Source organism: Plantactinospora sp. CNZ320, assembly GCF_002846275.1.
In genome coordinates this window covers 2765852-2791993 of sequence record NZ_PJMP01000001.1, presented here as the reverse complement: position 1 = coordinate 2791993, position 26142 = coordinate 2765852, and the positions used below count along the sequence as shown (strand labels likewise).

The following is a 26142-nucleotide window of genomic DNA, read 5'->3' as shown; positions in this document are numbered from 1 at the left end:
GGCATCGCCGGAGTCCTCAGCGCGGCGGTGACCGCTGGATGGGACCGAAAAGCGGACTCCTCGCCGCTAACCGGACCCAATGGTGCGGGAGCGGGCCCGGCCGACCGGTAGAGTCGCGGCGTGGCGCTTGGTCTTCCCTCCGTCCTCCCCGACTCGCGGCCGTCGATCGGGGACCTGGTTCGTGGTCCCTCGCCGACCTTCTCCTTCGAGTTCTTCCCGCCGAAGACCGAGAAGGGCGAGCGGCTGCTCTGGCAGGCGATCCGCGAGCTGGAGTCGCTGCGTCCCTCGTTCGTCTCGATCACCTATGGCGCCGGCGGGACGACCCGGGACACCACCGTCGCGGTTACCGAACGGGTTGCGACCGAGACCACCCTGCTGCCGATGGCGCACCTGACCGCGGTCAACCACTCGGTCGCCGAGCTGCGCAACGTGATCGGCCGGCTGGCCGGCGCCGGGGTGCGCAACGTGCTCGCGGTGCGCGGCGACCCACCGGGCGACCCGATGGGTGAGTGGGTGCAGCATCCGTCCGGCGTGCTCTACGCCGAGGAACTGGTCCGGCTGGTCCGCGAGGCGGGCGACTTCAGCGTCGGTGTGGCCGCGTTCCCGTACAAGCACCCCCGTTCGCCGGACATCGCCACCGACACGCAGTACTTCATCCAGAAGTGCCGGGCCGGGGCGGACTTCGCGATCACCCAGATGTTCTTCGACGCCGACGACTATCTCAGGTTGCGTGACCGGGTCGCGGCGGCCGGCTGCGACACCCCGATCCTGCCCGGCGTCATGCCGGTGACCCAGCTCAGCACGATCGAGCGCTCCCAGCAGCTCTCCGGGGCACCGTTCCCGCCCGCGCTGGCCGCGCAGTTCGAGCGGATCGCCGACGACCCGGAGGGGGTCCGCCGGCTCGGTGTGCAGCAGGCCAGCGAGATGTGCCGCCGACTGCTCGACGAAGGTGTGCCGGGGATCCACTTCATCACTCTCAACCGGTCCACGGCGACCCGGGAGGTCTGGCAGAGCCTCCAGGCCGGCGTCGGAGTCTGAGCGGTGCGGCCCGAGCCGGCCCGGGGACGCTGGCGGCGCCCTCCGCCGCCGCGCCTGCCGCGCCAACGACCCGATCGGGAGCCGCAGGCGCGACCTGGCCCGCCGTCCGGCGGTTGAGCCAGCGTGGGTAACCGGTTGACCTGGGACGAGTACGCCAACAAGTGGGCGCGGCTGCACGGCGGCTTCGACCCCCGGATGGCGACCACGTCGGTGCGCCGCTGGCTGCGGATGTCGTACGTCCTGGGTTGTTTCCTCGCCCGACTGCACGTGTCGCCGACCGCGGTGACGGTACTCGGGGTGCTGCTCTGCGTCGCCGTGCCCGTGTCGGTCGGCCAGTCCCGCCCGGGGCCGGTCGGGCCGCTCCTGGCGGCCGGTTTCGTGCTGCTGGCCGCCGTGGCGGACAGCATCGACGGCGCGGTCGCCGTGGTCACCGGCCGGACCACCCGACTCGGGTACGTCTACGACTCGCTCGCCGACCGGATCGGCGAGGTCTGCTGGCTTGTCGCCTTCTGGCTGGTGGGCGCCCCCGGCGTGCTGGTGGTGGCGGCCGGTGGGCTCTCCTGGTTGCACGAGTACACCCGGGCCCGTTCGGTCTCGGCGGGGATGAAGGAGATCGGCACCGTCACCGTGGGGGAGCGGCCGAGCCGGGTGAGCGTCGCCGTGGTGGGACTGCTGGTCGCCGGGCTGGCGCATCTGGTGATGCCGGAACTGGCGGCCGGCACGATCACCGTGGCGACCGCGATCTGGGTACTGCTCGGCTTCTTCGGCATGGTCCAGTTGCTCTCGGCGGTACGCCGGTCGCTGGACACCGGCAAGGCGCCGGACGGTCGCGAGGCGGGCGGTGCCGGGCCGGCCGGGCAGCCACCGCCCGCGAACCGGCCGGTGGCCGGGGAGTCCTCCGGCCGGCAGTCGATCGGGGAGGAGCCGACCGGCAACGATGCGCCGGGCCGGGAACTGGCCCGCCGCGAGCCGACCGGAGTGGAACTGAGCCGCCGCGAACCGCCCGAGTGACCGTCGCGAACCGCCCCGGATGATCGCTGCGAACCGCCCGGGTGATCGCTGCAAACCAGCCGAGTGACCACTCGCAGGGTCGGGTGAGCTGGTCGGGCGTCGACGGTGATGACCGACTTTGGTCGACCCCGAGACCGACCGAAGCACGATGAGATCCGACAGCGCGCCTTGGTTGGCTGTCGGCATGACAACCCTCCGCCGGCCGGACGCGACGGACGACCACCCCCGGACCGTCCCGGATGCTCCCCGACCGGGTCCGGTGTCGACCCGTGCGCTGGGCCCCGATCTGGCCCGTGGCTTCATGCTGCTGTTCATCGCCTTGGCCAACTCGCACTACTTCCTGCGCGGCGCGTCGGTGCTCGGTGGCTACCCGCAGGACGGCTCGACCCTCGACCGGGCCGTCACCTGGCTGATCGCGGCCTTCGTCGACGGTCGGGCGTTCCCGATGTTCGGGCTGCTGTTCGGGTACGGGGTCGCCCGGATCGCGCACCGGCAGGAGGCACTCGGGCCACGGGCCGTACGCCGGCTGCTCTGGCGGCGCAGCCTGGTACTGGTGGTGGTGGGCTTCCTGCACGCGGTACTGCTCTACGTCGGCGACATCCTGGCCGCGTACGGCGTACTGCTCTTCGTGGGCGCCTGGTTGGTGCACCGCCGGGACCGCTGGCTGCTGTTGACGGCCCTCGCCTTCTTCCTGCTCAACGCGCTGCCGGGCGATGACTCGCTGGCGGTCAGCAGTACGCCGCCGCAGCTCTCGATGCTCCCGCCGGACCTGGCCGCCATGGTTGTCGAGCGCCCTCCCGTCTCGCTCCAGGTCGCACTGCTCGGACCGCTCGGCTTCGCCTGTCCGTTCGCGCTCGGGCTGTGGGCGGGGCGCCGACGTGTCCTGGAGGAGCCGCAGCGGCATCGGGCGCTGCTGATCGTTACCACGGTGCTCGGAATCGGTGCCGCCGTGCTCGGTGCCCAACCGGTCTCGCTGATGCTTGCCGGGGTGGTGCCGATCCCGGACCGCAGCACGCTCGAACTGCTGGGTTCGCTGCACGACACGACAGGGCTGCTCGGCGGTCTCGGGTACGCCGCGCTGCTGTCGCTGGTCGCGGCCCGGCTCCAGGCCCGGCAGCCCCGGCCGGTGGTCGACGCGATCGCCGCGGTCGGCCAGCGCTCCATGACCTGCTACCTGGCCCAGTCGATCGTCTGGGCCGTCGCCTTCACCCCGTTCCTGCTCGACCTCTCCGGCACCCTCACCATCGCCGGTACGGCGTTGCTGGCCACCCTGACCTGGCTGAGCACGGTGCTGCTCGCCGACTGGATGCGTCGGACCGGACGCCGTGGACCGTTCGAGATCCTGATCCGGCGGGTCACCTACCGGCAGCCCCCGCGCTAAGCGGCCCTGACCGCGTACCGGAATCGCGCACTCGCAGGAGGAGGCGCTCGGACGGCGGCGCCGCTGCCCGGGTCAGCGCGGCGCGGCCTCCCAGACGAACCCGTCCGGGTCGGTGAAGGTTCCGGCGTCGCTGGCGATGGCGAGCCGGTGCGATCCGGTGCCGTCCGGGGAGACGCCCGCGACCTTGGCGAGGGCGCGGCGCTTGTAGAGCGTCAGCTTCACCGGACCCGTGGCGAACTCGACGTACTTGGAGCCGAAGCTCTTCGCCACGGCGAGACCGTGGTCAGCGTAGAACCGCTTGGTCGCGCCCACGTCCGAGACCCCCAACTGGAGCACGAGGTCGTCGATCTGCCGGGTGGCCGGGCCGGTGTCCTTCTTCGACGACGACGCGAGCGTCACAATCGTGCCGTCCGGTGCCTGTACAACGCCGCCGTAGCCCCAGAGCGACTTCGTGGCCGGCTTGAGCACCGTACCGCCGGCGTCGAGAGCGCTGTCGACGAAGCCGTTGACGGTGGCGGGCTGGGACACGATGAGCGAGAGCGTGAACCCGCGGAAGCCGGTCGTCGGTGCCTCCGATGCGCGCAGGCGCACCCGGGTGCCCAGACCGAGCGCCTCGGTGTAGAAACGATCGGCGACCGTAAGGTCGGTCACCTCGATGGTAGCGAAGTCGATGGTAGCCATGACCTCACGCTAGTAGCGGCCGGGGAGCACATACTTCTTGATTCCTGACCAACTCCGCCGGCTCCGATCGCCGGACGCCTCAGTGGAGTGAGCACGGACGCGCCCGGCGGGAGCGGACCGATCAGGCCCGGCCGATCTGGCCCGCGACGATCTGCGCGGAGAGCGCCACCATCGGGAGGCCGCCGCCGGGATGGGTGGAGCCACCGACCAGGAACAGGCCCCGGGCCGGACCCCGGTTGGCGGGTCGCAGCAGCCCGCCGACGCTGCCGTGGATCGCCCCGCCGGGGGCGCCGGCCGTGCCGACCAGGTCGGCCGGGGTGAGCACCTCCCGGAAGAGCAGCCGGTCCCGCACGTCCACGCCACGCTCGGCGAGCACCTCGAGAACCCGGTCGGCGTAGGCGTCCGCCAGCCCCGGCCGCCGCCAGTCGACCCCGCTCAGCGTTCGCCCGTGCCGGGGGGCGTTGACCAGCACGAACCACGCCTCGTGCCCGGCCGGCCGGACCAGCGGGTCGTCGGGCACGCTGACGAAGACCGTCGGGTCGGCCACCGGGCGGGCCGGTACGCCCCGACCCGGGTCGCCGAAGACCGCGTCGAACTCGGCGTCGTAGTCGGTCGGGAAGAAGACATTGTGGTGGGCCAGTCCGGAGTCGCCACGCACCCCGAGCAGCAGTACGAAGCCGGCCAGGCTGCGGTCGGTCAGCCCGGCCAGCCGCTCCGGGGTCGGCAACAGGTCCCGGTAGAGGGTCAGGGCGTCGGTGTTCGCCACCACCACGTCCGCCGGTACCGGACGTACGGCACCGGCCAGGCGTACCCCGTGCACCCGGCCACCGGCCGCCTCGATGCCGGTGACGGTGCTGCCGGTCGCCACCACCACACCCAGGTCGAGACAGCGGGAGAGCAGCGCGTCGGCGATGGTGCCGAGCCCACCGCGCGGGTACCACCCGCCGAAGGTCAGCTCCGCGTACGGGATGGCGGCGAGCGCGGCCGGCGCCCGGCGCGGATCGGCTCCGGTGTAGGTGGCGTACCGGTCCAGCAGCATCCGGAGCCGGGGTTCGCGCAGGTAGCGCCGGCCCAGGTCGCGCAGGGTCCGGCCGGGGGCGATCGCGGCCAGGTCACCGAGTCGCCAGGCCAGCCTCGCCAGATCCCGGGGCGAGTCGACGGGCCGGCGCAGCACGTCCCGCCAGGAGGCCACCCAGATCCGCTCGGCGCGGCGCCACAGCCGTCGCCAGTCGTCGGCGGCCGGCCCGCCGAACCGCTCGGCGATCCGGGCCGCGAAGACCTCGGGATCGGCACACGAGTCGAGCACCGCCGCCGGGGAGGTGTCCGACGGTGCGAAGACGTGCCGGACGATTGTCGGGTCCAGCGGCATCAGGTCGAGGTACTCGTCGAGTTTGGCGCCGGTCGCCTCGAACAGGTCGGCGAAGACCTGGGGCAGGGTGAGCAGGCTCGGGCCGGTGTCGAACCGGAACGCACCGACAGACGTCTCCCGGGCGTACCGGCCGAGCTTGCCGCCGACCACGTCGGAGCGCTCGTAGATGGTGACCTCGTGGCCGAGCGCCGCTGACCGGGCCGCGGCGGCCAGCCCGCCCACCCCGGCACCGATGACGACCACCCGACTCACCTACGTACGCCCCCTCGTCAGCGCACCGGTCGGCCCCGCCAGCTGAGCCGTCCCCGCCTCCGCAGATGGTACGACCGGATGGTGAGCCAGCCGAGGACCGCGACCGACAACGGATGTGTCAATGCGTCAGGCCAGCCCCGGCCACCTGTCGCACGGGCGCTGACCAGGCGCCCGAGCACCCCGAGCAGATAGCCGAGCAGCGCCACCAGGGCGAGCGTCGGCGCGCCGGCAAGCGCCGCACCGACGGCGAGCAGCGGCGGCACGACGTAGAGCAGGAACAGCAGGAGCACGACGGCGGCGGCCCCGGCCGGCGACCCGAACGCCGCCCAGAGCGACTTGGAGTAGCCGTCCCGCAACTCCGGCCAGGAGCCGTACATCCGGCACCGGGCCAGCCGGGAACCGTCGGCGAGGGCGATCCGGCCGCCGGACCGCTTCACCGCCCGGGCCAGCTCGATGTCCTCCAGCACCCGGTCCCGGACCGCCGCGTGCCCACCGGCCCGCCGGTAGCCGGCCCGGTCCAGCACCAGGAACTGGCCACCGGCGGCGGCCAGGCTCGGCCGGGGCGAGCGCTCCATCGCCGCCAGCGGCAGGAAGGTCAGCCAGAGCCACTGCAACAGCGGCTGGACCAGCCGCTCACCCGCCGAGCCGGCGACGATCCGGGGGTACGCGGAGAGCAGCACCGCCTCCGCCGACCGGAGCGTGTGCACGGCGGCGGCGACCGCGTACGGGTGCAGCGTCACGTCGGCGTCCACGAAGACGAGTACCCGTGCTCGCGGCCCGGCCCGGTCGGCGAGCTGCTGGCAGGCGTACGGCTTGCCGAGCCAGCCCGGCGGCAGCGGCGCGCCGTCGAGCAGGCGTACCCGCCGATCACCGGCCGCGACCGCCCGGACCACCTCGGCGGTACCGTCGGTCGAACCGTCGTCGAGCACCACGATCTCCAGTTCGGGTACGCCCCGCTGGGCGAGCAGTGCCCGCAGGCAGGGCCCGACCCGGGTCGCCTCGTCGCGTACCGGCAGCAGCACCGTGACCGGCTCGTCGACGTCGGCCGGGCCGGCGGGCGGGCGGCGCAGCCAGCGGGAGGCGTTGAGCCAGGCATGCCCGGCGAGCACCCCGACGACCCCCACCAGCACCCAGCCGCCCAACACCCCCCACATCACTCAGCCGACCGGTCCGGGTGTAAGGAAGGGCCCCTTCTTATCGTTTTCTGTTGTAGAAGGGCCCCTTCCTTGCAGGCGAGCGGGATGGCGACGACTGCCATGACCAGCCCGCCCCAGCCGGCCGACGCGGGCAGGTCGAGGAAGACCGCGTGCGCGAGGACACTGCCGACGTAGGTCCAGAGGTAGAGGGCGTACATCGGGGCGTCCCGGCGGGTGGCGAGCCCGGCGGCCCGGCCGGCGACCGGCCCGAGCAGCGCCATCAGGAGTACGGCGAAAACCAGCCAGCCGAGGTAGTTGCTGACCGGTACGTCCGGCACCCCCGGCAGGGCCGGATCCGGGTCCCGCCAGCTCCAGTAGCCCTCGGCGACCATCTGCGGGTCGAGGAACAGGTCCCAGGCGGCCAGCCCCAGCGCGGCCAGCGCGATCCGACCCGCCCCGGACCGGGTCAGCCGGACCGCGGCGAGCCAGGCCGGCCAGGCCATCCAGGTCCAGGCCAGCGGGATGATCAGCGGTACCCCGACCAGCTTCGGACCCAGCTCGCCGGAGTAGGCGTACCCGCCGAACGGCACGCCGGTGGCCACGCCGAGCGCCTCGACCGCCAGCCCGCCGCCGGTGGTGACCAGTACCAGCCCGGTGGCGACCCGCAGACCCCGGGTGAGCAGGGCGTGGCTCACCGACAGCAGCCAGCCGAGGCAGACCGTGGCTACGGTCAGCCGGGCCCGGTCGACGCCCCCGGTCAGCGGATAGCCGATCTGCGCCAGCACCAGTACGCCGAGCAGCAGCCAGCTCAGCCGGCCGGCGGCCGTACCCGCGCCGGGGGCGCCTCCGCCGCTCATCCGCCGCTCATCCGCCGCTCATCCGCCGCTCATCCGCCGCTCATCGGGTGCTCATCGGGTGCTCATCGCTCGGGCGGCGGCAGTGGCAGCTCCCGACCGAGTACCGCGAAAGACCGCTCGTCACCGGGGAAGTGGAAGTTCCGCAGCACGTCGACGAAGCCGAACCGGCGGTAGAGCCGCCAGGCCCGGGAGGTCCGCTCGTCCGCCTCCGGAGTGGAGAGCAGCGTGGTGCTGCCCTCGGCCATCCCGAGCAGGGCGCGGAGCTGGCCGGCGCCGAGCCGGTGCCCCTGGGCGGCCGGGCGGACGTGCAGTTCGACGACCTCGAAGCAGTCCGCGAACCAGGTCTTGCGGGCGTCGCCGGGCAGCGCGTTGAACACCTGGTCGTGCCACCACTGCCCGGGGGCGGAGAGGTATCCGTAGCCGAAGCCGACCAGGTGACCGTTGGTGCTCAGGGTCGCCACCGCGCGGAACCCGGGCCGGCGTACGTGGGTCGCGATGTAGCCGCGGCGGGCCTCCAGCAACTCGGCCCGGTATCCCATCGCCTCGCCGTAGACCGACATCACCTCGTCGAGCCGCCGGGCGAGATCGTCCGGTTTCCACGGCACCAGCCTCATGGTCGTCCGCTCCTCACTACCTGCCGGTGCCGGGCTCCGGGGCACCGCCGGACCCGACCCAGCCGAGCACCGCCGGGTCACCGGCGAGATTGCGTACCTCGAACCGCGCGAAGAGTTCCTCGGCGTACCAGCGTTGCTGGGGCGTACGGGTGATCGCCGCGCGGTGCTCGGGGGAACGGTACGCGAACTGACGCAGGTACGTCGCGTTCCGCCACACGCTTACCGTTCCCTGCCAGCCGAGCGGCGCCTCGCCGATGCCGAACCGGGCCAGCAGGCCGGATGCGTCCCGCAGCGCGGCGGCGACGGGCGGGACGGCCCGCCAGAAGATACCCGCGCGCAGCGGCCGGAGCCGGGCCCGGGTGAGCGCCAGCACCGGCCGGTCGGGTGCGGTGCCCGCCGCGGCGCGGTCCGGCCCCGACGAAGGTACGCCGAACGGCTCGACTCCGGACCACCGGCCCCGGCTGGCCAGTGGTCGCAGGTCGAGCCGGGCGCCGGAGCGCGCCACGCGGCGCCAGGCCCGTCCCACCGGGGACTCGTCGAACGCGGCGGCCCGCTCCGGGTCGGTCCAGACCACCAGCGCGGCCCAACGGGTCAGGTCGGCGTCGGTGGGCCCGAACCCGGTGCCCGTACCGGTACCGAGCAGCTTGCCGAACCGTACGCCGGGGACCGCCCGCAGCCGGCGCCGGTCGACGGCCATCCGGGTCAGCGCCCGGGGCAGGGCGTGCGGCGGCACCCGCCAGACGTGCAGGGTGACCAGCGGCGCCGGGGTCGGCTCGCCGGGCGGTCCGGGCATGGCGCGCCCGGCCGTGTCGCGGTCCGGCCCGCTCACGCCACCTCGGCAGGACTGCCGGCGGTGATCCGCAGCAGTTCGGTGAAGGTGGTCGGGAAGACGGCCCGGGGCACGCCGCCGGCCGCCCAGATCTCCGGGAAGTCGGCGAGCGCGGTGTCGACCAGGGTACGGATCGGCTTCGGGTGCCCGAGCGGGGCGACTCCACCGATCGGCTGGCCGGTGTGTTCCCGGACGAACTCCGGGGTGGCCCGGCGCAGTGCCGGCAACCCGAGGTCGGCGGCGACCCGGGCGGTGTCCACCCGGTGCGCCCCGGAGGTGAGCACCAGCAGGGGCTCGCCGCCCGCGTCGAAGATCAGCGAGTTGGCGATCTGGCCCACCTCGACGCCGAGGGCCGCCGCCGCGGCGACGGCGGTGTGCACCGCCTCGGGCAGGATCCTGACCCGGCTGGGCGTGCCGGAGCCGTCACGGCTGCCCGCGTTGTCCAACGCGTCCTGCACCGCCTGCACGTTCGGATGTGGCTGCATGAGCTCTATCTTGCCTCCCGGGCCGACGGCCTCCGGCCTGCCGGGTCCCGGTCGCTGGTGTGCCGGCGGTGACTTCTGCCGTCGACCGCGTTCGCGGTTACGGGCGACCGTCACCTCATGGCGCGGCCAGCTCGCCCTGGTGGTCGGCGGCCCACCGGGCCAGGTGCGCCAGGGGCCCGTGGACGAACGACTCGCCCAGCGCGGAGAGCTGATAGACCGCGCCCCCGGGCGCCGCCTCGCTGCCGCGAGTCCTGGTGACCAGTGCCCGTGCCTGGAGGCGGCGCAGGGCCTCGGTCAGCACCTTGTCGCTGATGCCGCCGATGCGCATCAGCAACTCGTTGCGTCGGGTCGGCCCCGATCGCAGGGCCGAGAGTACGACGGGATCCCAGGCGTGGTGGAGAAGTTCCGTTGCCGCTCGCACCTGGCAGTCCGACACGAAGGTCTGGCAGTCGCCGTCGATCACGTGGCTTAGTGTCGCAGCGGTCTCCTACCAGTTGGTAGGAATCGCCTTCGTAGCGTTGCCGGCGTCACCGTATCCGGGATGAGGGAGGACGCTGTGCGGATAGGAATCGTGGGTACCGGCAACCTGGCCGAGACGCTCGGCCGGGCCTGGGCGGGCGCGGGTCACTCGCTGCTGGTGACCGGGCGCAACCGGCAACACGCCGTCGGGGCCGCCGGACGGATCGGCGCCGCCGCCACGGCCGTCGACCCCGCCGACCTCGCAGCTCGGGCCGACGTGCTGGTGGTGGCGGTCGCCTGGGACGGGCTGGTGGCGGCCCTCGACCTCGTCGGCGGGTCCGCGGGCTCGTTGGCCGGCAGGACGGTCATCGACTGTACGAACGCGGTCGACTTCGCGACCGGCGCGTTGAAACCGGCCACCGGCTCGGCGGCGGAACTCGTGGCCCGCTCGGCCCGTGGCGCACATGTGGTGAAGGCGCTGCACCTGTTCGCGGGAGCCTCGTGGCCGTACGCCGGGCCGCCGGAGGCCGCCCCGGTCGTGGCCATCTGCGGCGACGAGCCCGCCGCACTCGAACACAGCACGGCACTGATCCGCGATCTCGGCGGTCGGGCTGCCGTGGTCGGTGGCCTGGCCAGCGCACGGCAACTGGAGGAGGCTGCCGGATTCGTCATGCGGGTGGTCGCATCCGGGCACAATCCCCGGTTCGCCGTCCCGGACGTGGATCCCGCCCTGCTGCCCGCCGCGCAGCCCTGACGAAGGTCGTCCGGCCGAGGCGACCTTTGACGGTATTGCCCAAGGGTGGAACGAGTAAGTTGATCTACTATGACTGTGTTGCGGCGGATTCTGCTGGTGGTACCGATGCTCCTGATCGCCGGGGTGGCGGTGGCCCTGCTGGCTCCCGGGGGAGTGGGGGATCCGCGACCGCTGGTGGTGACCGAGGGGCCGTCCGCCGAGGCGTACCGGGGGATGGCCGGACGCGCCGGCGAGCTGCCCGACTGGCTGCACACCCTGGCGGAGTACGGCGCCGCCGGTGGGCTGCTCGTCCTCGCCGGGCTGCTGGCCTGGGTCGGCTGGCTCGGCTGGCGGCGCCACCGTATCCCAGGCGCGCTCGGCGTGCTGCTGGTGGGCGTGGGCACGGTGTTGGCGTACCTGGTCAGCGAGGGGTTGAAGCTGGTCGTCGACCAGGAACGGCCGTGCCGGGCCTTTGCCGACGCGGTCACCTGGGTCTCCTGCCCACCGGTCGGCGACTGGTCGTTCCCGAGCAACCACTCGACGGTGGCCGGTGGGCTGGCGGCCGGCCTGGTGCTGCTGGCTCCCCGGCTCTGGTATCTGGCGGTACCGGTGGCCGGGGCGGTGGCGGCGCTGCGGGTGCTGGCCGGCGTGCACTATCCGCACGACGTGCTCGCCGGGCTGCTGCTCGGCGCGGCGGCCAGTGCCGCACTGCTGATCGCGGTGCGGCCCGCTCTCCGCCGCTGAGCGCCGGGGACCGTTCCGGTTCGGCCGGGGACCGTTCCGGTTGCTGTTCGGCATCGTGGCCCGCTTGCTGGTTCGGCGCCGGTACCGTTCCGGTTCGGCCCGGCCGGTCAGCGGGGTGCGGCGACCACCTCGGGGGCGGGTAGCGGCGGGGTTCCGGCCGGCGGCTGGGCGATCCGGGCCGTCTCGGCGAGGGCGACGCCGGCCAGTACCAGCAGGCCGCCGCCGAGCTGGGCGGCGTTGAGCGCCTCGCCGGCACCGAGGGCGATCCAGGCGACCGTCGCGGCGAGTACCGGCTCGATCATGCCGAGGATGCCGACGCTGGTCGCCGGCAGGTGCCGCAGCGCGCCGGCCACCAGCAGGAAGGGCAGGATCGAGCCGAGCAGGACGACGTACCCGCAGAGCAGCGCAACCGGCACGCCGCCGCTGGTCCCACCCAGCGGCGCCCAGCCGCCGGTGCCGTCGGTGACCGCCCGGGTGAGCAGCCCGGCCACGGCCGAGGCGCCGAACGCCCAGGTGGTCAGGGAGAGCGTGTCGCGCTGCTGTACGCCCCGGGCGCCGAGCAGGTAGTAGCCGGCCAGCAGTACGGCGGCGCCGAGGCCGGCGAGCACCCCGATCCCGTCGAGTTTCAGTTCGCCCCAGACCTCGGCCACGCAGGCCAGGCCGACCAGGCTGAGCGCGAGCCCGCCCCAGAGCCGGGGGCGTACCCGCTGCTGCTGCACGAACCGGGCCCAGAGCGCCACCAACAGCGGCGCGGTGTACTCGAACAGCAGCGCGATGCCGACCGGCATCCGGGAGATGGCGACGAAGTAGAGCATCGGGGTCAGGAAGAACCCGGCCAGGCCGTAGGCGACCAGCAGCGGCAGTTGTCCCGGGGTGATCCGGAGCCGGCGGGGGCCGGGCCGGAGCAGCAGGCTCAGCGCGAGCAGCCCGGCGAACGCTCCGGCGGCCCGGATCAGGGTGAGCTGCGCGGCGTCGATGCCGGCCCGGAGCACGAGCTTGGAGACGGTGCCGTTGACGGCGAACAGCGCGCCCGACGAGAGCACCATCACCACGCCCAGCGCAGGTCTGCGAGTCGTCACCGGAAGAGGGTAGCCGGCGATCAGTCAGGAGCCGAATCGCTTTTGGTCATTACCGCGCCGGTCGTCTCGACGTCGAGCGCGGAAAAGTACCGGTCGAGCGGCATGAGCCATCGATGGCGTTGACTTGATTGAAACGGTTCGATACGTTGCCGACGTCGGGGAAAGGCCTTTCTGAAACCGGTCCTGTCCCGCTGGCGCGTCGCCTCGGCGTACCGGCTCCGGTGGTAGTCCTGGCGAGCCCTCCCGGCCCGTCGCCCGGCACCGAGCCTTCCCCGGCCCACCGTTCCCCCAGCTCAGGAGGACCAATGACGCTCACCACCACCGACCGGAGACCTCCCGGCCGCAGCCCGCGACGACGCGGCTGGCGAGCCGGTCTGGTACTGGCGCTCACGACCGTGCTGGCCGGTGCCGGTACCGCGGTCGGGCTGCCACCCGCGGCGGCGGCCACCATCGACACCAGTGCCTACTACGTCTTCGTCTCCCGGCACAGCGGCAAGGCGCTCGACCTCTACAACCTCGCCACCGGCGACGGCGCGCCGATCGTGCAGTGGGCCCGCAACGACGGCAACCAGCAGCAGTGGCAGTTCGTCGACGCGGGCAGCGGCTATTACAAGATCAGATCTCGGCACAGCGGCAGGTTCCTGGAGATGCCGAACGCCTCCGACGGTACCCAGTTGATCCAGAACGCCGACAACGGCACCACCCGCCAGCACTTCGGGGTCGCCGACTCCGACGGCGGGCACGTACGCCTGATCAGCCGGCACAGCGGCAAGGCGCTCGACGTCTGGGAGTGGTCCACCGCCGACGGCGGGATCATCGCCCAGTACCAGGACCTGGGCGGCTACAACCAGCAGTGGCAGATGATTCGGATCGGCTCCGGTGACGGCAGCGGCAGCGCCGACTGCGGCAGCGGCTCGTACAACGCCGAGGCGGTGCTGAGCGGCAGCACCTGGACCGCCCGCAACGGCGGCAGCACGGTCTACACCGGCAGCGACATGCGCTCGGCGGTGCAGGCCGCGGTGAACAGCCTGTCGTCGGGGCGTACCTCCAAGCAGCGGGTGGTCGTCCGGGGATCGGGCTCGGTGAGCGCCAACTCCCGGATCTCGCTGCCGAGCTACACGATCCTGGACGTCTGCGGCACGATCAACGTGACCGGCTCGGGCTCCGGCGACCAGGCTCCGGTGTACGCCCGGGGCGCCACCGACATCGAGGTGCAGCACCTCAACCTGACCGGGTCGCCGCTCTACGGCATCTTCATGCGCAACGTGAACAACCTGACGCTGGGCCAGATCGACATGCGGCTGAACGGCGGCCTCGGGGTGCGGATCGACAACCACGGCGGCGACCGGGCGGTGAAGGTCCGCAACATCCGGATCGACAACGTGTACGTGCAGGGCACCAGCAGCCAGGGCGTGGAGACGTACGGGGTGGACGGGCTGACCGTCGGCACCGTCACCGCCCGCAGCGTCGGCGAGTCCGGGCTGCTGCTCAACGACACCATCAACGCCACCGTCGGTACCGTCGACGCGGACAACGCCGGCGCCGGCACCGGGTACGCGGCGTTCCGGATGGCCAACCGCAACGGCCGGGTGGGCAGCAGTTACCCGACGAACATCCGGGTCGGCAACGTGATCGCCCGGGGTGGCGGGCGCGGCATCTTCTGCGTCTCGGAGAGCGGCGGAGCGGTGATCGACCGGGTGACCATCTCGAACACCGGCAACAACTCGATCCTGATCGAGAACTGCTACAACGTCACCATCGCCGGGCAGTCCGGGACGGTGACCGGTGGCGGCGAGGTCCGGATCGCGGCGCGCAGCGAGTTCCCGCTCTCCTCGAACATCACCCTCCAGAACCTGACGGTGACCAACACCAACATCCGGCAGAGTCCCTGCGGCGGCGCCAACAACGTGATCCGGAACGTCACCCGGAACAACTCCACGCTGACCTGGTGCTGACCCGTACCCCCGGCAGCTTGCGTTTTTGTCGGTCCGGGGGTGTACTCTCTCCAGTAGTTAGAACGAGTGTTCGATTGGGTAGGGTTCGATGCGAGTCGGCCCGCCGACCGGGTGCTCGGCTGACGCCGGGGGTGGCGTTCGCGGCGTAACCCCCGAGTGCGGTTTCGCGGACCGCACGGGCTCCGGAACCGCGAGTCCGGGCCCAACCAGGCAGGTCGTCGTCCGCCGCCCACGACCCCCGGGCGGCGGACGACGGACCCGCCGGTAGGCCGGCCGGGTGTGGTGTGGGGAAGCGTCCACATCCGGCCGGCCACACACCGGTGCGTCTTCCTCCGCAGCCGGCCAGTTCAACGTGGTGAACGAATCTTTTCAACCTGGACCGCGCGGCGCTCACGCACCGCGGCTGACCTTGCGGCCCACCGGACCGCAAGTGGAGGTTGAAAAGGTTCAATGGGTGACGCGGAGGAGACAGTCCCATGCCGACCAGCCAGGCGCCGACGGTGCCGTCGCACGTGCTGCCGCACCGCACCCCGGCCCAACTACTGACCATCGCCCGGATGGGGCTGGCGGAGGCCGCCGAGACCCGCCCCGACGGTCTGCGGTACGCCGCCGCGCACCTGGCCGCGCTGCGGGCCGCCGCGGCGATGCTCGCCGCCCGGGCCCGTCCCGCACCCACCCGCCGAAACCGGGTCACCAGCGTCTGGGCGCTGTTGGTGGTCGTCGCCCCCGAGCTGGGGGAGTGGGCCAACTACTTCGCCACCGGCGCCACCAAGCGGGCCGCCGCCGAGGCGGGCATCCCCCGGGTGGTGACCGCCCGGGAGGCGGACGACCTGCTCCGCGCGGCCGAACAGTTCGTCGCGGTGATCGAGGTGGCGCTCGGTGTGGCACACCAGCCGGTGCTCGACGGGATGGCCGCCTGAGTTAGGGAACACGGGCTACGTAATACGAGGCCTACGGAACACGGGCTACGGAACACGGGGGTTGTGGTCACGATGGCGGGGCGGATGGTGCTCGGTTCCACCGCTCTGGCCGGGCTGGTGCGACCGGCGAGCGGTCCGGCGACCACCGATCCGCACCGGACTCTGCCGGTGCTGTCGGAACTGGCCGGGCTGTTGCCCCAGCGCGGGTTACGGCGCGGCAGCACCGTGGCGGTCGGCCGTCCCGGCTCCAGTGGTGGCACCTCGCTGATGCTGGCGCTGCTCGTCGAGGCTTCCCGGGGCGGGGCCTGGTGTGCCGTGGTGGGGATGCCCACACTCGGCGCGGTCGCCGCCGCCGAACTCGGCATCGCGTTGGACCGGCTCGCTCTCGTCCCGCATCCCGGCCCGGAGTGGGCGACAGTGGTCGCCGCTCTGATCGACGGAGTCGACGTCGTGGTCGCGGCGGTACCCGGTACGGTCTCCGCCTCGGTCGCCGACCGGCTCGCCGCCCGGGCCCGGCAGCGCGGCAGCGTCCTCGTGCCGTACGGCCGCTGGACCGGGGCCGACCTGACTCTCCAGGTGCTGCGTGGCCGGTGGGAGGGCCTGGAGCAGGGGCGCGGCAGGTTGCGGCGACGGGAGGTGACCATCTCGGCCCGGGGCCGTGGCGCGGCGGTACGCCCCAAGGAGATCCGGGTGTGGTTGCCGGGTGACCGGCGGACGGGGGCGGCGGCACCGGTTCCGACCCCTGTCGGTTCCGCCGCGCGGCGAAGCGCGCTCACCGTCGTCCGGACAGGATGAGCGCCCCGGCAGAGTGAGCCGTCCGGGGAGGGTGAGCCGTCCAGCGGCGTGAACCGTCCGGGGAGGGTGAACCGTCCGGGCAGGGTGCACGGGTCCACGCCGGGCCCTCCGGCGTGTCCCGCCCGTCCGTCGGTGACGACCGAAGCGGGCGGAACAACACGCCGGAGGGGTTCGGGTGAGGCGGCTCAGCCGGTGGGCAGGCCCTCCAGACCCTTCAGGCCCTTCAGCATCTCGGCGAGATCGGCGGTCTCCGACGCGGCCGGAGTCTCGATGTTCACCGGCTTGCCGTAGTCGGTGTAGTCGATCTTCATGTCGCTCATCGTGCCCATCACCATGTGCGCCCGACGCGGCAGGTACTGCTCGTCGACCCAGAGGTCGATCTTGACCTCCTTGACGCCGTTCTTGGTCAGCTCCTGCTCGACCGCCTTGCGCGCCTCGGCGTCGAGCTGCCCGAGGTAGGTCGCCATCGGGGCGGTGACGGTGTAGTGGACCGTGGGTACCCCGTTCAGGGTCTCCTCGCCGACGATGGTGGTCCCCTCGGTGGCCAGCAGGGTCTTGACCTGCTTGGTGGGGTCGACATCCTCGAGCTGCTTGGTGAAGTCCATGCCCGCCTGGTCGCTGGCAGCGCTCAGGTCCATCTTGAACCAGCGCTTCCCCTCCAGGTCCGCGCGGTTCGCTTCGGGCACCTCGACGTAGACGACGGCACCGATCATCCGGACGGTCATCGGAGCGCCGTCAGGGCCCTCCATCTTCATTTCCATCTTGACCGGGTCGCGCAGGTCCAGGGCGCCCTGCATCTTGATCTTTTCGCCGGCAGCCGTGCCCTCCACGACCATGGTCACGGAATCGGTCGAGTCGGTCTTGTCGACGACCTTCTGCAGCGAACCCTTGAGGTCGCTGGTGAGCAACTCCAGTACGCTCGGCTGCTTCGACTCGCCGGGCGTGCCGGTGTCCGAGCCGCAGGCGGTCAACGCCAGAGCGGTGAGCCCGGAGACGGTCAGGACCGCGGCGTTCTTCCAACGTGACAAGTGACAGCCTTCCCTGAGAGGTGGGTACTTTCCTAGAACGGGCGACACGGTATCCCGCCTGCGCAACCGCGCGACGGGTGGCCGGTGGGAGCGGGGGCGGACGCGCGGGTCGGCTCGAAAGCGGCAGCCGGGGCAACGTGACTCGAACACACGTTCTAAGATCTGCTCAACCGCAGGTCAAGGGAGGTGTGGATCGACGTGTCGCCGCAGCACGCCGTGCGCACCATGCTGATCTGGTGCCCCGACTGGCCGGTGGTCGCGGCCGACATCGTCGACGGGATCTCCTCCGCCGCCCCGGTCGCGGTGCTGCACGCCAACCGGGTGGTCGCCTGTTCCGAGGCCGCCCGTGCCGACGGGGTGCGAGCGGGGCTGCGCAAGCGGGAGGCGCAGAGCCGCTGCCCCCGACTGACCGTCGTGGAGCACGACCCCGCCCGGGACGTCCGGGCCTTCGAGCCGGTGGTCGCCGCCGTGGCGGAGATGGTCGCCGGGGTCGAGGTGATCCGTCCGGGAACGTGCGCGGTCGCCGCCCGGGGGCCGGCCCGCTACTTCGGTGGCGAGGAGCGGGCCGCCGAACGGATCGTCGAACACATCGCCGAGACCTGCGAGGTGGAGAGCCAGCTCGGCGTCGCCGACGGCGTCTTCGCCGCCGGACTGGCCGCCCGGTCCGGGCGGATCGTGCCGCTAGGCGGCAGCCCCGAGTTCCTCGCCGGTCTGCCGATCGCGGCGCTGGGCCGGCCGCCCCTGGTCGACCTGCTGCGCCGGCTCGGCCTGCGGACTCTGGGCGACTTCGCGGCCCTGCCCGCCGGGGACGTACTGGCCCGGTTCGGCTTCGACGGGGTGCTGGCGTACCGGCTGGCGGGTGGTCGGGACCACCGGCCGCTCGCGGTCCGGCACCCACCGCCCGACCTGGCGGTGACCGAGACCTACGACGAGCCGCTCGACCGGGTCGACGCCGCCGCGTTCGCCGCCCGGGCGCTCGCCGAACGGCTGCACGACAGGCTCGCCGGGCACGCCCTGGCCTGCACCCGGCTCGGCATCGAGGCGGTCACCGCACACGGTCAGGAACTGCACCGGGTCTGGCGGCACGACGGCCTGCTGACCGCGGCGGCGATCGCCGACCGGGTGCGCTGGCAGCTCGACGGCTGGCTCTCCGGGACCAGCCGGCGGCCCGGCGCCGCCCGGCCCGGCCCGGCCCGGCCGACCGCCGGAATCATCCGGCTGCGGCTGGTCCCCGAGGGGGTACTCAACCACCTTGGCCTGCAACCAGGGCTCTGGGGCGAGACCGGGGAGGAACGCGAGCGGGCGCGCCGGGCACTGAGTCGGGTGCAGGGACTGCTCGGCCCCGAGGCGGTGGTCACCGCCGTGCTCGGCGGCGGACGGTCCCCCGCCGAACAGGTCCGGTTCGTGCCGTGGGGCGACGAACGGGTGCCGCTCCGGCTGCCCGCCCCACCCTGGCCGGGCCGGCTGCCGGCACCGGCCCCCGCGGTCGTACTGCCCGAACCGATGCCGGCGGCCGTCCTCGACGCCACCGACGAACCGGTCCGGGTCACCGCCCGGCTGGAGGTGAGTGCGCCGCCGGCCCGACTGGAGATCAGCGCGCCGGCCGGCATCGGTCCGGCCGCTGCCGCCGGCCGGACCGGCGAGGCCGCCGTCTGGACCGGCGAGATCGTCAGCTGGGCCGGCCCGTGGCCGGTCGACGAACGCTGGTGGGCTCCGGCCGAGGCCAACCGACGGGCCCGGTTCCAGATCGGGCTGGCCGACGGCGCCGCGATGCTGCTCTCCCTCGCCGGTGGACGCTGGTGGGTGGAGGCGATCTATGACTAGGGCCAGGTCGTCCAGGGCGACAGCCACCGGCATCGAGTGGGGCACCGCCAGTGACGGCGAACAGGCGGCAGCGGTCCGATGAGTTTCCACAACCCCGAGATGCCCTGGTCGGAGCTGGAACGAGCGCTCTCCGGCAGGCCCTCCCGCCGGGGCGGACACCTGCGCGTGGTGGACCCGCTCGCGGTCGACGCCGACGGCGGCGACTCCCCGGCCTGGTCCCGCAAACGCCCCGGCTACACCCCGGCCGAGCTGCCCGCCCCGGTCGAGGGCGCCGTGCCGTACGCCGAACTGCACGCGCACACCAACTTCAGCTTCCTCGACGGGGCCAGCCATCCCGAGGAACTGGTCGAGGAGGCGACCCGGCTCGGCCTGACCGCGCTGGCGGTCACCGACCACGACGGGTTCTACGGGGTGGTGCGGTTCGCCGAGGCGGCCAGGGCGCTGCGGCTGCCCACCATCTTCGGTGCGGAACTGTCGCTCGGGCTGCCCGGCCCGCAGAACGGCGAACCGGACCCGCTCGGTCGGCACCTGCTGGTGCTCGCGCACGGCCCCGAGGGGTACGCCCGGCTGGCCAGCACCATCGCCCGGGCGCAACTGCGCGGCGGGGAGAAGGGCCGTCCGGTCTACGGCGAGCTGGAAGAGGTCGCGCACGAGCTGAAGGACCACGTACTGGTGCTGACCGGTTGCCGGAAGGGAACGGTACCGGCGGCGCTGCTCACCGAGGGGGTCGAGGCGGCGGCCCGGGAACTGGACCGGTTGGCCGCACTCTTCGGGGCGGAGACGGTGGCGGTGGAGTTGACCGACCACGGCGACCCGTACGACGGCGACCGCAACGACACGCTCGCCGAGCTGGCCGCCACTGCCGGGCTGCCCACCGTGGCCACCAACAACGTGCACTACGCCACCCCGTCCCGCCGCCGGCTGGCCACCGCACTGGCGGCGGTACGCGCCCGGCGCAGCCTGGACGAGATCGACGGTTGGCTGCCGGCGGCCGGTACCGCCCACCTGCGCAGCGGGGCGGAGATGGCGGCCCGGTTCGCGGCCTATCCCGGCGCGGTGGCCCGGTCCGCCGAGTTCGGTGCCGAGCTGGCCTTCGACCTCAACCTGGTGGCGCCGAGGCTGCCGGACTACCCGGTGCCGCCCGGGCACACCGAGATGAGCTGGCTGCGTGAGCTGACCATGGACGGCGCGCTGCGGCGGTACGGTCCCCGCGAGGCGCACCCGGAGGCGTACCGGCAACTCGACCACGAGCTGGAGATGATCGAGGCGCTCGGCTTCCCCGGCTACTTCCTGGTGGTCTACGACATCGTGAAGTTCTGCCGGGACAACGACATCTACTGCCAGGGCCGGGGCTCGGCGGCCAACTCGGCGGTCTGCTACGCGCTCTGGATCACCAATGTGGACGCCGTACGGCACCGGCTGCTCTTCGAGCGCTTCCTCGCCCCGGAACGGGACGGTCCACCGGACATCGACGTCGACATCGAGTCCGACCGCCGGGAGGAGGTGATCCAGCACGTCTACGCCAAGTACGGCCGGGAGCACACCGCCCAGGTCGCCAACGTCATCTCGTACCGGCCCCGGTCGGCGGTGCGGGACATCGCCAAGGCGTTCGGCTTCTCGCCCGGCCAGCAGGACGCCTGGAGCAAACAGATCGACAGGTGGGGCAGCGTGGCGGCGGTCGACGTGGACGACATCCCCGAGCACGTGATCACCTACGCCAACGAACTCCAGACCTTTCCCCGGCATCTGGGCATCCACTCCGGCGGGATGGTGATCTGCGACCGGCCGGTCATCGAGGTGTGCCCGGTCGAGTGGGGGCGGATGCCGGGCCGCACCGTGCTCCAGTGGGACAAGGACGACTGCGCCAGCGCCGGGCTGGTCAAGTTCGACCTGCTCGGCCTCGGCATGCTCTCCGCGCTGCACTACGCGTACGACATGATCGAGTCGACCCTCGACCTGAGCTCGATGTCGCTTGACGACCCCGAGGTCTACGCGATGTTGCAGCGGGCCGACTCGGTCGGGGTGTTCCAGGTGGAGAGCCGGGCCCAGATGGCCACCCTGCCCCGGCTCAAGCCCCGGGAGTTCTACGACCTGGTGGTGGAGGTGGCGCTGATCCGGCCCGGTCCGATCCAGGGCGGCTCGGTGCACCCGTACATCCGGCGCCGCAACGGGCTGGAGCCGGTCACCTTTCCGCATCCGCTGATGCGCAACGCGCTGGAGAAGACCCTCGGGGTGCCGCTCTTCCAGGAGCAGCTGATGCAGCTCGCGATCGACCTGGCCGGCTTCGACGCAGGTGGCGCCGACGAACTGCGCCGGGCGATGGGGTCGAAACGCTCGGCCGAGCGGATGGCGCAGATCCGGGACCGGCTCTACGCCGGGATGGCCGAGCGGGGCATCACCGGCGAGGTCGCCGACGACGTCTACCTGAAGCTCTCCGCCTTCGCCAGCTTCGGCTTCCCGGAGAGCCACGCGATGAGCTTCGCCTACCTGGTCTACGCCAGCTCCTGGCTCAAGCGCTACCACCCGGGGCCGTTCCTGGCCGCACTGCTGAACGCCCAGCCGATGGGCTTCTACTCGCCGCAGACCCTGGTCGACGACGCCCGCCGGCACGGCGTCGAGGTACGCCGCCCGGACATCAACGCCAGCGGCGCCAAGGCCACCCTGGAATCCACCTCCCAGACCCGGTGGGGGAGCGCACCCGGTGAACCGCCGCACCGGTGGGGGCTGGGTGGCCCGGCTGTCCGGCTCGGCCTGTCCGGGATACGTACCCTCGGCGACGACCTGGCGGAGAAGATCGAGCGGGAGCGGACCGCGCACGGGGCGTACCGGGACATGGCGGATCTGGCCCGCCGGGTCGGACTCTCCACCGCGCACCTGGAGGCGCTGGCCACCGCGGACGCCTTCGCCTGCTTCGGGCTGACCCGGCGGGCCGCGCTCTGGGCAGCCGGCGCCGCCGCCCAGGACAAGCCGGACCGGCTGCCCGGCACCATCGCCGGAGCCGAGGCGCCGACCCTGCCCGGGATGGACGCGGTGGACCGGCTGGTCGCGGACGTCTGGGCCACCGGGCTCTCCCCGGAGAGCCACCCGGCCCAGTTCATCCGGGGCCAGCTCGACACGGCCGGCGCGGTGCCGATCGCCCGGCTGGCCCAGGTCGAACCCGGCACCCGGGTCCGGGTCGGCGGCATCGTCACGCACCGGCAGCGTCCGGCCACCGCTGGTGGGGTCACCTTCATCAACCTGGAGGACGAGACCGGCATGCTCAACGTCACCTGCTCACCCGGGCTGTGGCAGCGCTACCGGAAGGTCGCCCGGACCAGCACCGCGCTGATCGTGCGGGGGATGCTGGAGAAGCACGACGGGGTGACCAACCTGGTCGCCGACCGGCTCGACGTGATCACCCCACCGGTCACCCCCGCCTCCCGCGACTTCCGCTGAGGTGTAAGGAGCTGAGGGTAGGGAAGTGCGCTATCTGGCACCGGGGCCGATCCGGGCACCTCGGCGTAGGTAGCCGGCCACGCCGAGAACGAAGATCACGGCGACCGTCAGCCAGGAGGCGGCCACGCCGGACGGCTGCAGCGGCCAGGCCCACACGCCGGCGAACCCGCCGATCTGCCGGGGAGTCGCGGCGTAGACGGCGCAGGCGTACCCGAACGCGGGCAGCCAGGCCAGGCGGGCGCCGAGGAGCACTGTCGCCGCAGCGACCAGTCCGGTGTAGCCGAGGGTGTTGCGGATCAGGGCGTACGCCCCGAACACCCCGGGCGCGCGCAGCCCGGTCAGGGCCAGTGCCGCGCCGATCGACACGACCCCGAGCAGGATGTGGCTGAGTCGCCAGCTGGGCCAGTGCAGCGGGGTACCGCGCTCCAGTTCCTCGTCGACCCCGCCGAGGGTGGGTGCGAGTAGCAGTACAGCGAGCAGCGGCGCGAGCGCGACGACCGGTATCCGGGCGGCGGGTCCGTCGAAGTAGGGCCGGCTGGCGAGCCAGTTCCCGGCGATCCAGGCCAGTGGCGCCACGACAGTGATCCCGAGCACGAATGCCGGGCCACCTCTGGCCCGGGCGTGCAGCAGCAGGAGTCGGCCGTTCACGGCAGCTCCCCCAGTTCGATCAGGCGCGGAACGTCGCAGTGGTGTGCGGCGGCGAGGAACGCGGCGAACCAGGCGCGTTGGTCGTCGAGGGACAGCGTGTAGAGCCGCCCGACGTGGGCGTCGCGGGCCGGGTGTTCCTCGAACAGCCACGCCCGAGCGACCTCGAACGTCGGGTAGATGCGCTGGTCGGGCCTGCGGTGTCGGTGGTGGCAGTTCGCGGTGACGACCTGGCGCAGGTCGGCGTGGAGCCAGCCGAGGTTGGCCAGGCCCTCGCCGGTCGCGGTGGGCTGGCCTCCCAGGTACAGCCAGAGCGTGCCGTCCGCCGGCCCGCTCGGCTCACCGTCGCCCTGCAGCACCGCGTCCACCGCCCGGGTCGGTGCTCCGGGGATGCCAGCCATCCGGCGCAGCACCGGCTGGACGATCGGTGTCAGGTCGTCCAGTAGGAAACCGTTGATCCGGGCCACGCATACCTGCGGCCCCTCCGTGGTGCAGGTCGGCTTGACGGCACCCGGGTCGGCGCGGAGGTCGTCGGGGCCGGCTCCGGTGGCGATCGGTACCGCCACGGCGGCGGCGAGAACGCCGGATAGCAGGGCGGTCCGACGCAGCCGGGCCGCCAGCGCGAGGAGCGTGCCGGTCAACGCCAGCAGCCAACCAGCCTGCAGGGCGTGCGTCCCGGCCGGCAGCAGCCGCTCGGGGCCGGAGCCGGGGTGGACCGGGGACAGCCAACTGACGCCGCTGGTGTCCCAGTAGCTGAGGACGGCGAGCCCGAGATAGGTGCCGAGGCCGGCTATGGGGGCGACCACCCGCAGCGGGACGAGACGCCCGATCAGTACCCCGAACGCGGCGGCCGTGCAGAGCGCGAGGATGCCCACCGCCAGGGTCCACCACCATCCGCCGCCGGCGTAGGTGGCGACCCTGCCGACCAGCACCGCCGCGCCGAGGAAGGCGGCGAGCAGCCCGGCGGTGCCGGCGAGCGAGACCGCCAGCCAGGCCACCACCAGCGGTTGCCAGCCCGGCCGGGCCGTCGAGCCGAGCAGTTCGGCCGTGCCTCGGCGCCGCTCCCGACCGGCCTGCCAGGCACCGGCGGCGACCATCAGCGCGCAGAGCACCAACAGCGACGTCCGCAGGTATCCGGCGAGGCCGGCCCACCGGCCGCCCCAGTCCTCCGGATGTACGGCCAGCAGCCACCCGCCGACACCCAACATCAGCAGAGCCGCTCCCGGTGCCGTACCCCGCCGCAGTTCCACCCGTAGCGGACGCCTCACTGTCGAGCCATCCGGGCACTGCGCAGCACGGCGGTGTAACCGCGCTCGACCGCCGTGTCGCCGCTGTCGCCGTCCACACCCGTGGCGATCAGTTCCCGGGGCGTGCCGGTGAAGATCAGCCGACCGCCCTCGACCAGGCTGACCCGGCCGCACGCCGTACCGATGTCCTCGACCAGGTGGGTGCTGACCAGTACGCAGGCATCGACGCCCAACGCCCGCAGCAGTGCCCGGAAGTCGACCCGCTGCTCCGGGTCCAGACCGGCGGTCGGCTCGTCCAGCAGAATCACGCGTGGGTCGTTGACGATCGCCTGCGCGATGCCGGCCCGGCGCAGCATTCCACCCGACAGGTGCTTCATCCGCTCGTCGGCCCGGTCCAGTAGTTCGACGCGTTCCAACGCCCGCTCGACCGCGAGCGGCACCCGGGATCGGGGCATCTCCTTCAGCCAGGCGAAGTACTCGACGAACTCTCGGACGGTGAACCGCGGATAGTAGCCGAACGTCTGCGGCAGGTAGCCCAGTTGTCGGCGCACCTGCCGGAGCGCGGTCCGGTCCGCGATGTCGTGACCCAGCAGTCGTACCCGGCCACGGTCCGGTCGGGCGACCGTGGCAAGCACCCGCATCAGGGTCGTCTTGCCGGCGCCGTTGGGGCCGAGCAGCCCGTGTACGCCCACCGTCAACTCCAGGTCGAGGTCGTCGAGTACGACCCGTCTGCCGTAACCGACCCGCAGACCCTCGACGCTGACCGTCATCGTGCCTCCCAGCTCTCTGATGCTTCCGGTTTGTCGCCCCCACATCAGGGAGCCACCTCTCCGCTCAGCCGACTCTGCCGAGCCAGCAGCAACGCCACCGCCGCCGCGATGACGGCCAGCCACACCGGTACGGCCGCCGGAGCGACCAGCCAGCCGTCGCCGCCCGGTGGGACTGGTGGTGCGTCCCCCTGCGGCAGCAGCACCAGCACGGCCCATCCGGCCGCCACCACCAGACCGGCCCGGGTTGGCTCGATCAGCGAGCCGAGCGCGAGTGTCGAACCGGTCAGTGCGAGGCAGGGCAGCAGCCACATCGCTGGCGTACCGATCCCGGATACCGCGCCTGCGAGGAACGCGACCGGAACGGTGACCGCCAGGACCGACAACGTCCGCCACAGCATGATCCGCAACCCGGCGTACGGGCTGGCGGCGACCAGTTCGTGCAGCGGGTCGGCGTGCCTGCCGTAGGAGACGGCAACGCCGAGCACCGGCAGCAGCGGCGCGACCAGCAGGAGTATCCACTGCCGGGCCGGCAGTGAACCGACCTCCACCGCCACGGCCAGCGCCAGGGTGACGACGACCGAACCGAGCCAGCCGATCCGGGCCGCCGGTCCGGCGCCGAGCAACACCTCGACCTGCCGCCGTCGGGTACCCGGGCGGGTCCGTCCCTGGCTCGGCAGGCGCGCCGCGAGCGTCCTGCCGACCACCGCGACGAGTCGTCCGGTTGGCTCGTCCAACCGCAGTCGGGCCCGGCAGGTTTCGCATCGGTCGAGATGTGCCTCGACCGACCACGCGTCGGCATCGGCGAGCCGGTCCTCGGCGTAGGCCCGCAAGGCGACCTGGGTCACGTGGGGCGTA

At 72.7% G+C, this 26142-nt stretch carries 23 protein-coding genes and 1 pseudogene; 10 read left to right on the top strand and 14 right to left on the bottom strand.

All coding sequences use genetic code 11. The features are described 5' to 3' along the window. The first annotated feature begins 120 nt into the window (after positions 1-120). The 3 genes and pseudogenes from metF (at position 121) to CLT71_RS12155 (ending at position 3430) form a co-directional block, all read left to right on the top strand. Positions 121-1038, top strand: coding sequence for a methylenetetrahydrofolate reductase [NAD(P)H] (gene metF / locus CLT71_RS12165; protein ID WP_101367194.1), 918 nt, complete (start codon positions 121-123; stop codon positions 1036-1038). Between the two features lie 123 nt (positions 1039-1161). Further along, positions 1162-1842: pseudogene (locus CLT71_RS12160) on the top strand (CDP-alcohol phosphatidyltransferase family protein); the annotation flags it as partial. 391 nt (positions 1843-2233) lie between these two features. Beyond that, entirely contained in the window at positions 2234-3430 is a 1197-nt protein-coding gene (locus CLT71_RS12155) for a DUF418 domain-containing protein (RefSeq protein ID WP_101367193.1), read from the top strand. A 72-nt stretch (positions 3431-3502) separates the two neighbouring features. On the opposite strand, the gene CLT71_RS12150 is transcribed toward CLT71_RS12155, so the two are convergent. The 8 genes from CLT71_RS12150 to CLT71_RS12115 all read right to left on the bottom strand — a co-directional run bounded on the left by CLT71_RS12150 (position 3503) and on the right by CLT71_RS12115 (position 10116). After that, entirely contained in the window at positions 3503-4111 is a 609-nt protein-coding gene (locus tag CLT71_RS12150; RefSeq protein ID WP_101367192.1) for a VOC family protein, read from the bottom strand. A gap of 121 nt (positions 4112-4232) precedes the next feature. After that, positions 4233-5732 carry a phytoene desaturase family protein gene (locus CLT71_RS12145; protein ID WP_101367191.1) on the bottom strand — a complete coding sequence of 500 codons (1500 nt, stop codon included), beginning with the start codon at positions 5730-5732 and terminating at the stop codon, positions 4233-4235. A gap of 17 nt (positions 5733-5749) precedes the next feature. Then, positions 5750-6886, bottom strand: coding sequence for a glycosyltransferase family 2 protein (locus tag CLT71_RS12140; protein ID WP_101367190.1), 1137 nt, complete (start codon positions 6884-6886; stop codon positions 5750-5752). Next, a complete protein-coding gene (locus CLT71_RS12135) occupies positions 6886-7725 on the bottom strand; it encodes a carotenoid biosynthesis protein (protein ID WP_101367189.1) in 840 nt (279 codons plus the stop codon). Before CLT71_RS12135 ends, CLT71_RS12140 begins: the two co-directional genes overlap by 1 nt. 62 nt (positions 7726-7787) lie before the next feature. Then, positions 7788-8339, bottom strand: coding sequence for a GNAT family N-acetyltransferase (locus CLT71_RS12130; RefSeq protein ID WP_101367188.1), 552 nt, complete (start codon positions 8337-8339; stop codon positions 7788-7790). Between the two features lie 16 nt (positions 8340-8355). Continuing rightward, on the bottom strand, positions 8356-9132 hold the full coding sequence (locus CLT71_RS12125; protein ID WP_101371382.1) for a monooxygenase: 777 nt from the start codon (positions 9130-9132) through the stop codon (positions 8356-8358). A gap of 32 nt (positions 9133-9164) precedes the next feature. Beyond that, complete coding sequence (locus CLT71_RS12120; RefSeq protein WP_101367187.1) at positions 9165-9653, bottom strand: YbaK/EbsC family protein; 489 nt, start codon at positions 9651-9653, stop codon at positions 9165-9167. A gap of 115 nt (positions 9654-9768) precedes the next feature. Further along, entirely contained in the window at positions 9769-10116 is a 348-nt protein-coding gene (locus tag CLT71_RS12115; RefSeq protein WP_101367186.1) for a winged helix-turn-helix transcriptional regulator, read from the bottom strand. A 78-nt stretch (positions 10117-10194) separates the two neighbouring features. On the opposite strand from CLT71_RS12115, the gene CLT71_RS12110 reads away from it, so the two are divergent. Both CLT71_RS12110 and CLT71_RS12105 read left to right on the top strand, forming a co-directional pair. Further along, positions 10195-10866, top strand: coding sequence for an NADPH-dependent F420 reductase (locus CLT71_RS12110; RefSeq protein ID WP_486483221.1), 672 nt, complete (start codon positions 10195-10197; stop codon positions 10864-10866). A gap of 78 nt (positions 10867-10944) precedes the next feature. Then, the gene (locus tag CLT71_RS12105; protein WP_486483220.1) at positions 10945-11589 is read left to right on the top strand and encodes a phosphatase PAP2 family protein; all 645 of its coding nucleotides are present in this window, start codon (positions 10945-10947) and stop codon (positions 11587-11589) included. Positions 11590-11696: 107 nt separating this feature from the next. Here the strand turns inward: CLT71_RS12105 and CLT71_RS12100 are convergent, their stop codons facing one another. Beyond that, entirely contained in the window at positions 11697-12668 is a 972-nt protein-coding gene (locus CLT71_RS12100; protein ID WP_199187579.1) for an EamA family transporter, read from the bottom strand. A 305-nt stretch (positions 12669-12973) separates the two neighbouring features. Here CLT71_RS12100 and CLT71_RS12095 point away from each other — a divergent pair, with 305 nt between their 5' ends. From CLT71_RS12095 to CLT71_RS12085, 3 genes are all read left to right on the top strand, one after another. Further along, the gene (locus CLT71_RS12095) at positions 12974-14623 is read left to right on the top strand and encodes an RICIN domain-containing protein (RefSeq protein ID WP_101367184.1); all 1650 of its coding nucleotides are present in this window, start codon (positions 12974-12976) and stop codon (positions 14621-14623) included. 476 nt (positions 14624-15099) lie between these two features. Continuing rightward, positions 15100-15543, top strand: coding sequence for an SAV_6107 family HEPN domain-containing protein (locus CLT71_RS12090; RefSeq protein WP_101367183.1), 444 nt, complete (start codon positions 15100-15102; stop codon positions 15541-15543). 72 nt (positions 15544-15615) lie between these two features. Beyond that, complete coding sequence (locus CLT71_RS12085; protein WP_486483219.1) at positions 15616-16338, top strand: hypothetical protein; 723 nt, start codon at positions 15616-15618, stop codon at positions 16336-16338. A 185-nt stretch (positions 16339-16523) separates the two neighbouring features. Here CLT71_RS12085 and CLT71_RS12080 read toward each other — a convergent pair whose 3' ends face one another. Next, entirely contained in the window at positions 16524-17366 is an 843-nt protein-coding gene (locus CLT71_RS12080) for an SCO4651 family lipoprotein (RefSeq protein WP_101367182.1), read from the bottom strand. Between the two features lie 225 nt (positions 17367-17591). On the opposite strand from CLT71_RS12080, the gene CLT71_RS12075 reads away from it, so the two are divergent. Both CLT71_RS12075 and CLT71_RS12070 read left to right on the top strand, forming a co-directional pair. Next, complete coding sequence (locus CLT71_RS12075) at positions 17592-19190, top strand: Y-family DNA polymerase (RefSeq protein WP_101371379.1); 1599 nt, start codon at positions 17592-17594, stop codon at positions 19188-19190. 78 nt (positions 19191-19268) lie between these two features. Next, positions 19269-22625, top strand: coding sequence for an error-prone DNA polymerase (locus tag CLT71_RS12070; RefSeq protein ID WP_101367181.1), 3357 nt, complete (start codon positions 19269-19271; stop codon positions 22623-22625). A 30-nt stretch (positions 22626-22655) separates the two neighbouring features. Here the strand turns inward: CLT71_RS12070 and CLT71_RS12065 are convergent, their stop codons facing one another. From CLT71_RS12065 to CLT71_RS12050, 4 genes are read right to left on the bottom strand one after another with little or no spacing between them, the layout of a single operon-like run. After that, positions 22656-23273, bottom strand: coding sequence for a hypothetical protein (locus tag CLT71_RS12065; RefSeq protein WP_101367180.1), 618 nt, complete (start codon positions 23271-23273; stop codon positions 22656-22658). Next, positions 23270-24538: an ABC-2 transporter permease gene (locus tag CLT71_RS12060; protein WP_101367179.1), complete on the bottom strand. Its 1269-nt coding sequence runs from the start codon at positions 24536-24538 to the stop codon at positions 23270-23272. The genes CLT71_RS12065 and CLT71_RS12060 overlap by 4 nt, the downstream gene beginning before the upstream one ends. After that, positions 24535-25287, bottom strand: coding sequence for an ABC transporter ATP-binding protein (locus tag CLT71_RS12055; RefSeq protein WP_101367178.1), 753 nt, complete (start codon positions 25285-25287; stop codon positions 24535-24537). The genes CLT71_RS12060 and CLT71_RS12055 overlap by 4 nt, the downstream gene beginning before the upstream one ends. A 44-nt stretch (positions 25288-25331) precedes the next feature. Continuing rightward, positions 25332-26132, bottom strand: coding sequence for a zf-HC2 domain-containing protein (locus tag CLT71_RS12050; RefSeq protein WP_486483218.1), 801 nt, complete (start codon positions 26130-26132; stop codon positions 25332-25334). Positions 26133-26142: the final 10 nt, after the last annotated feature.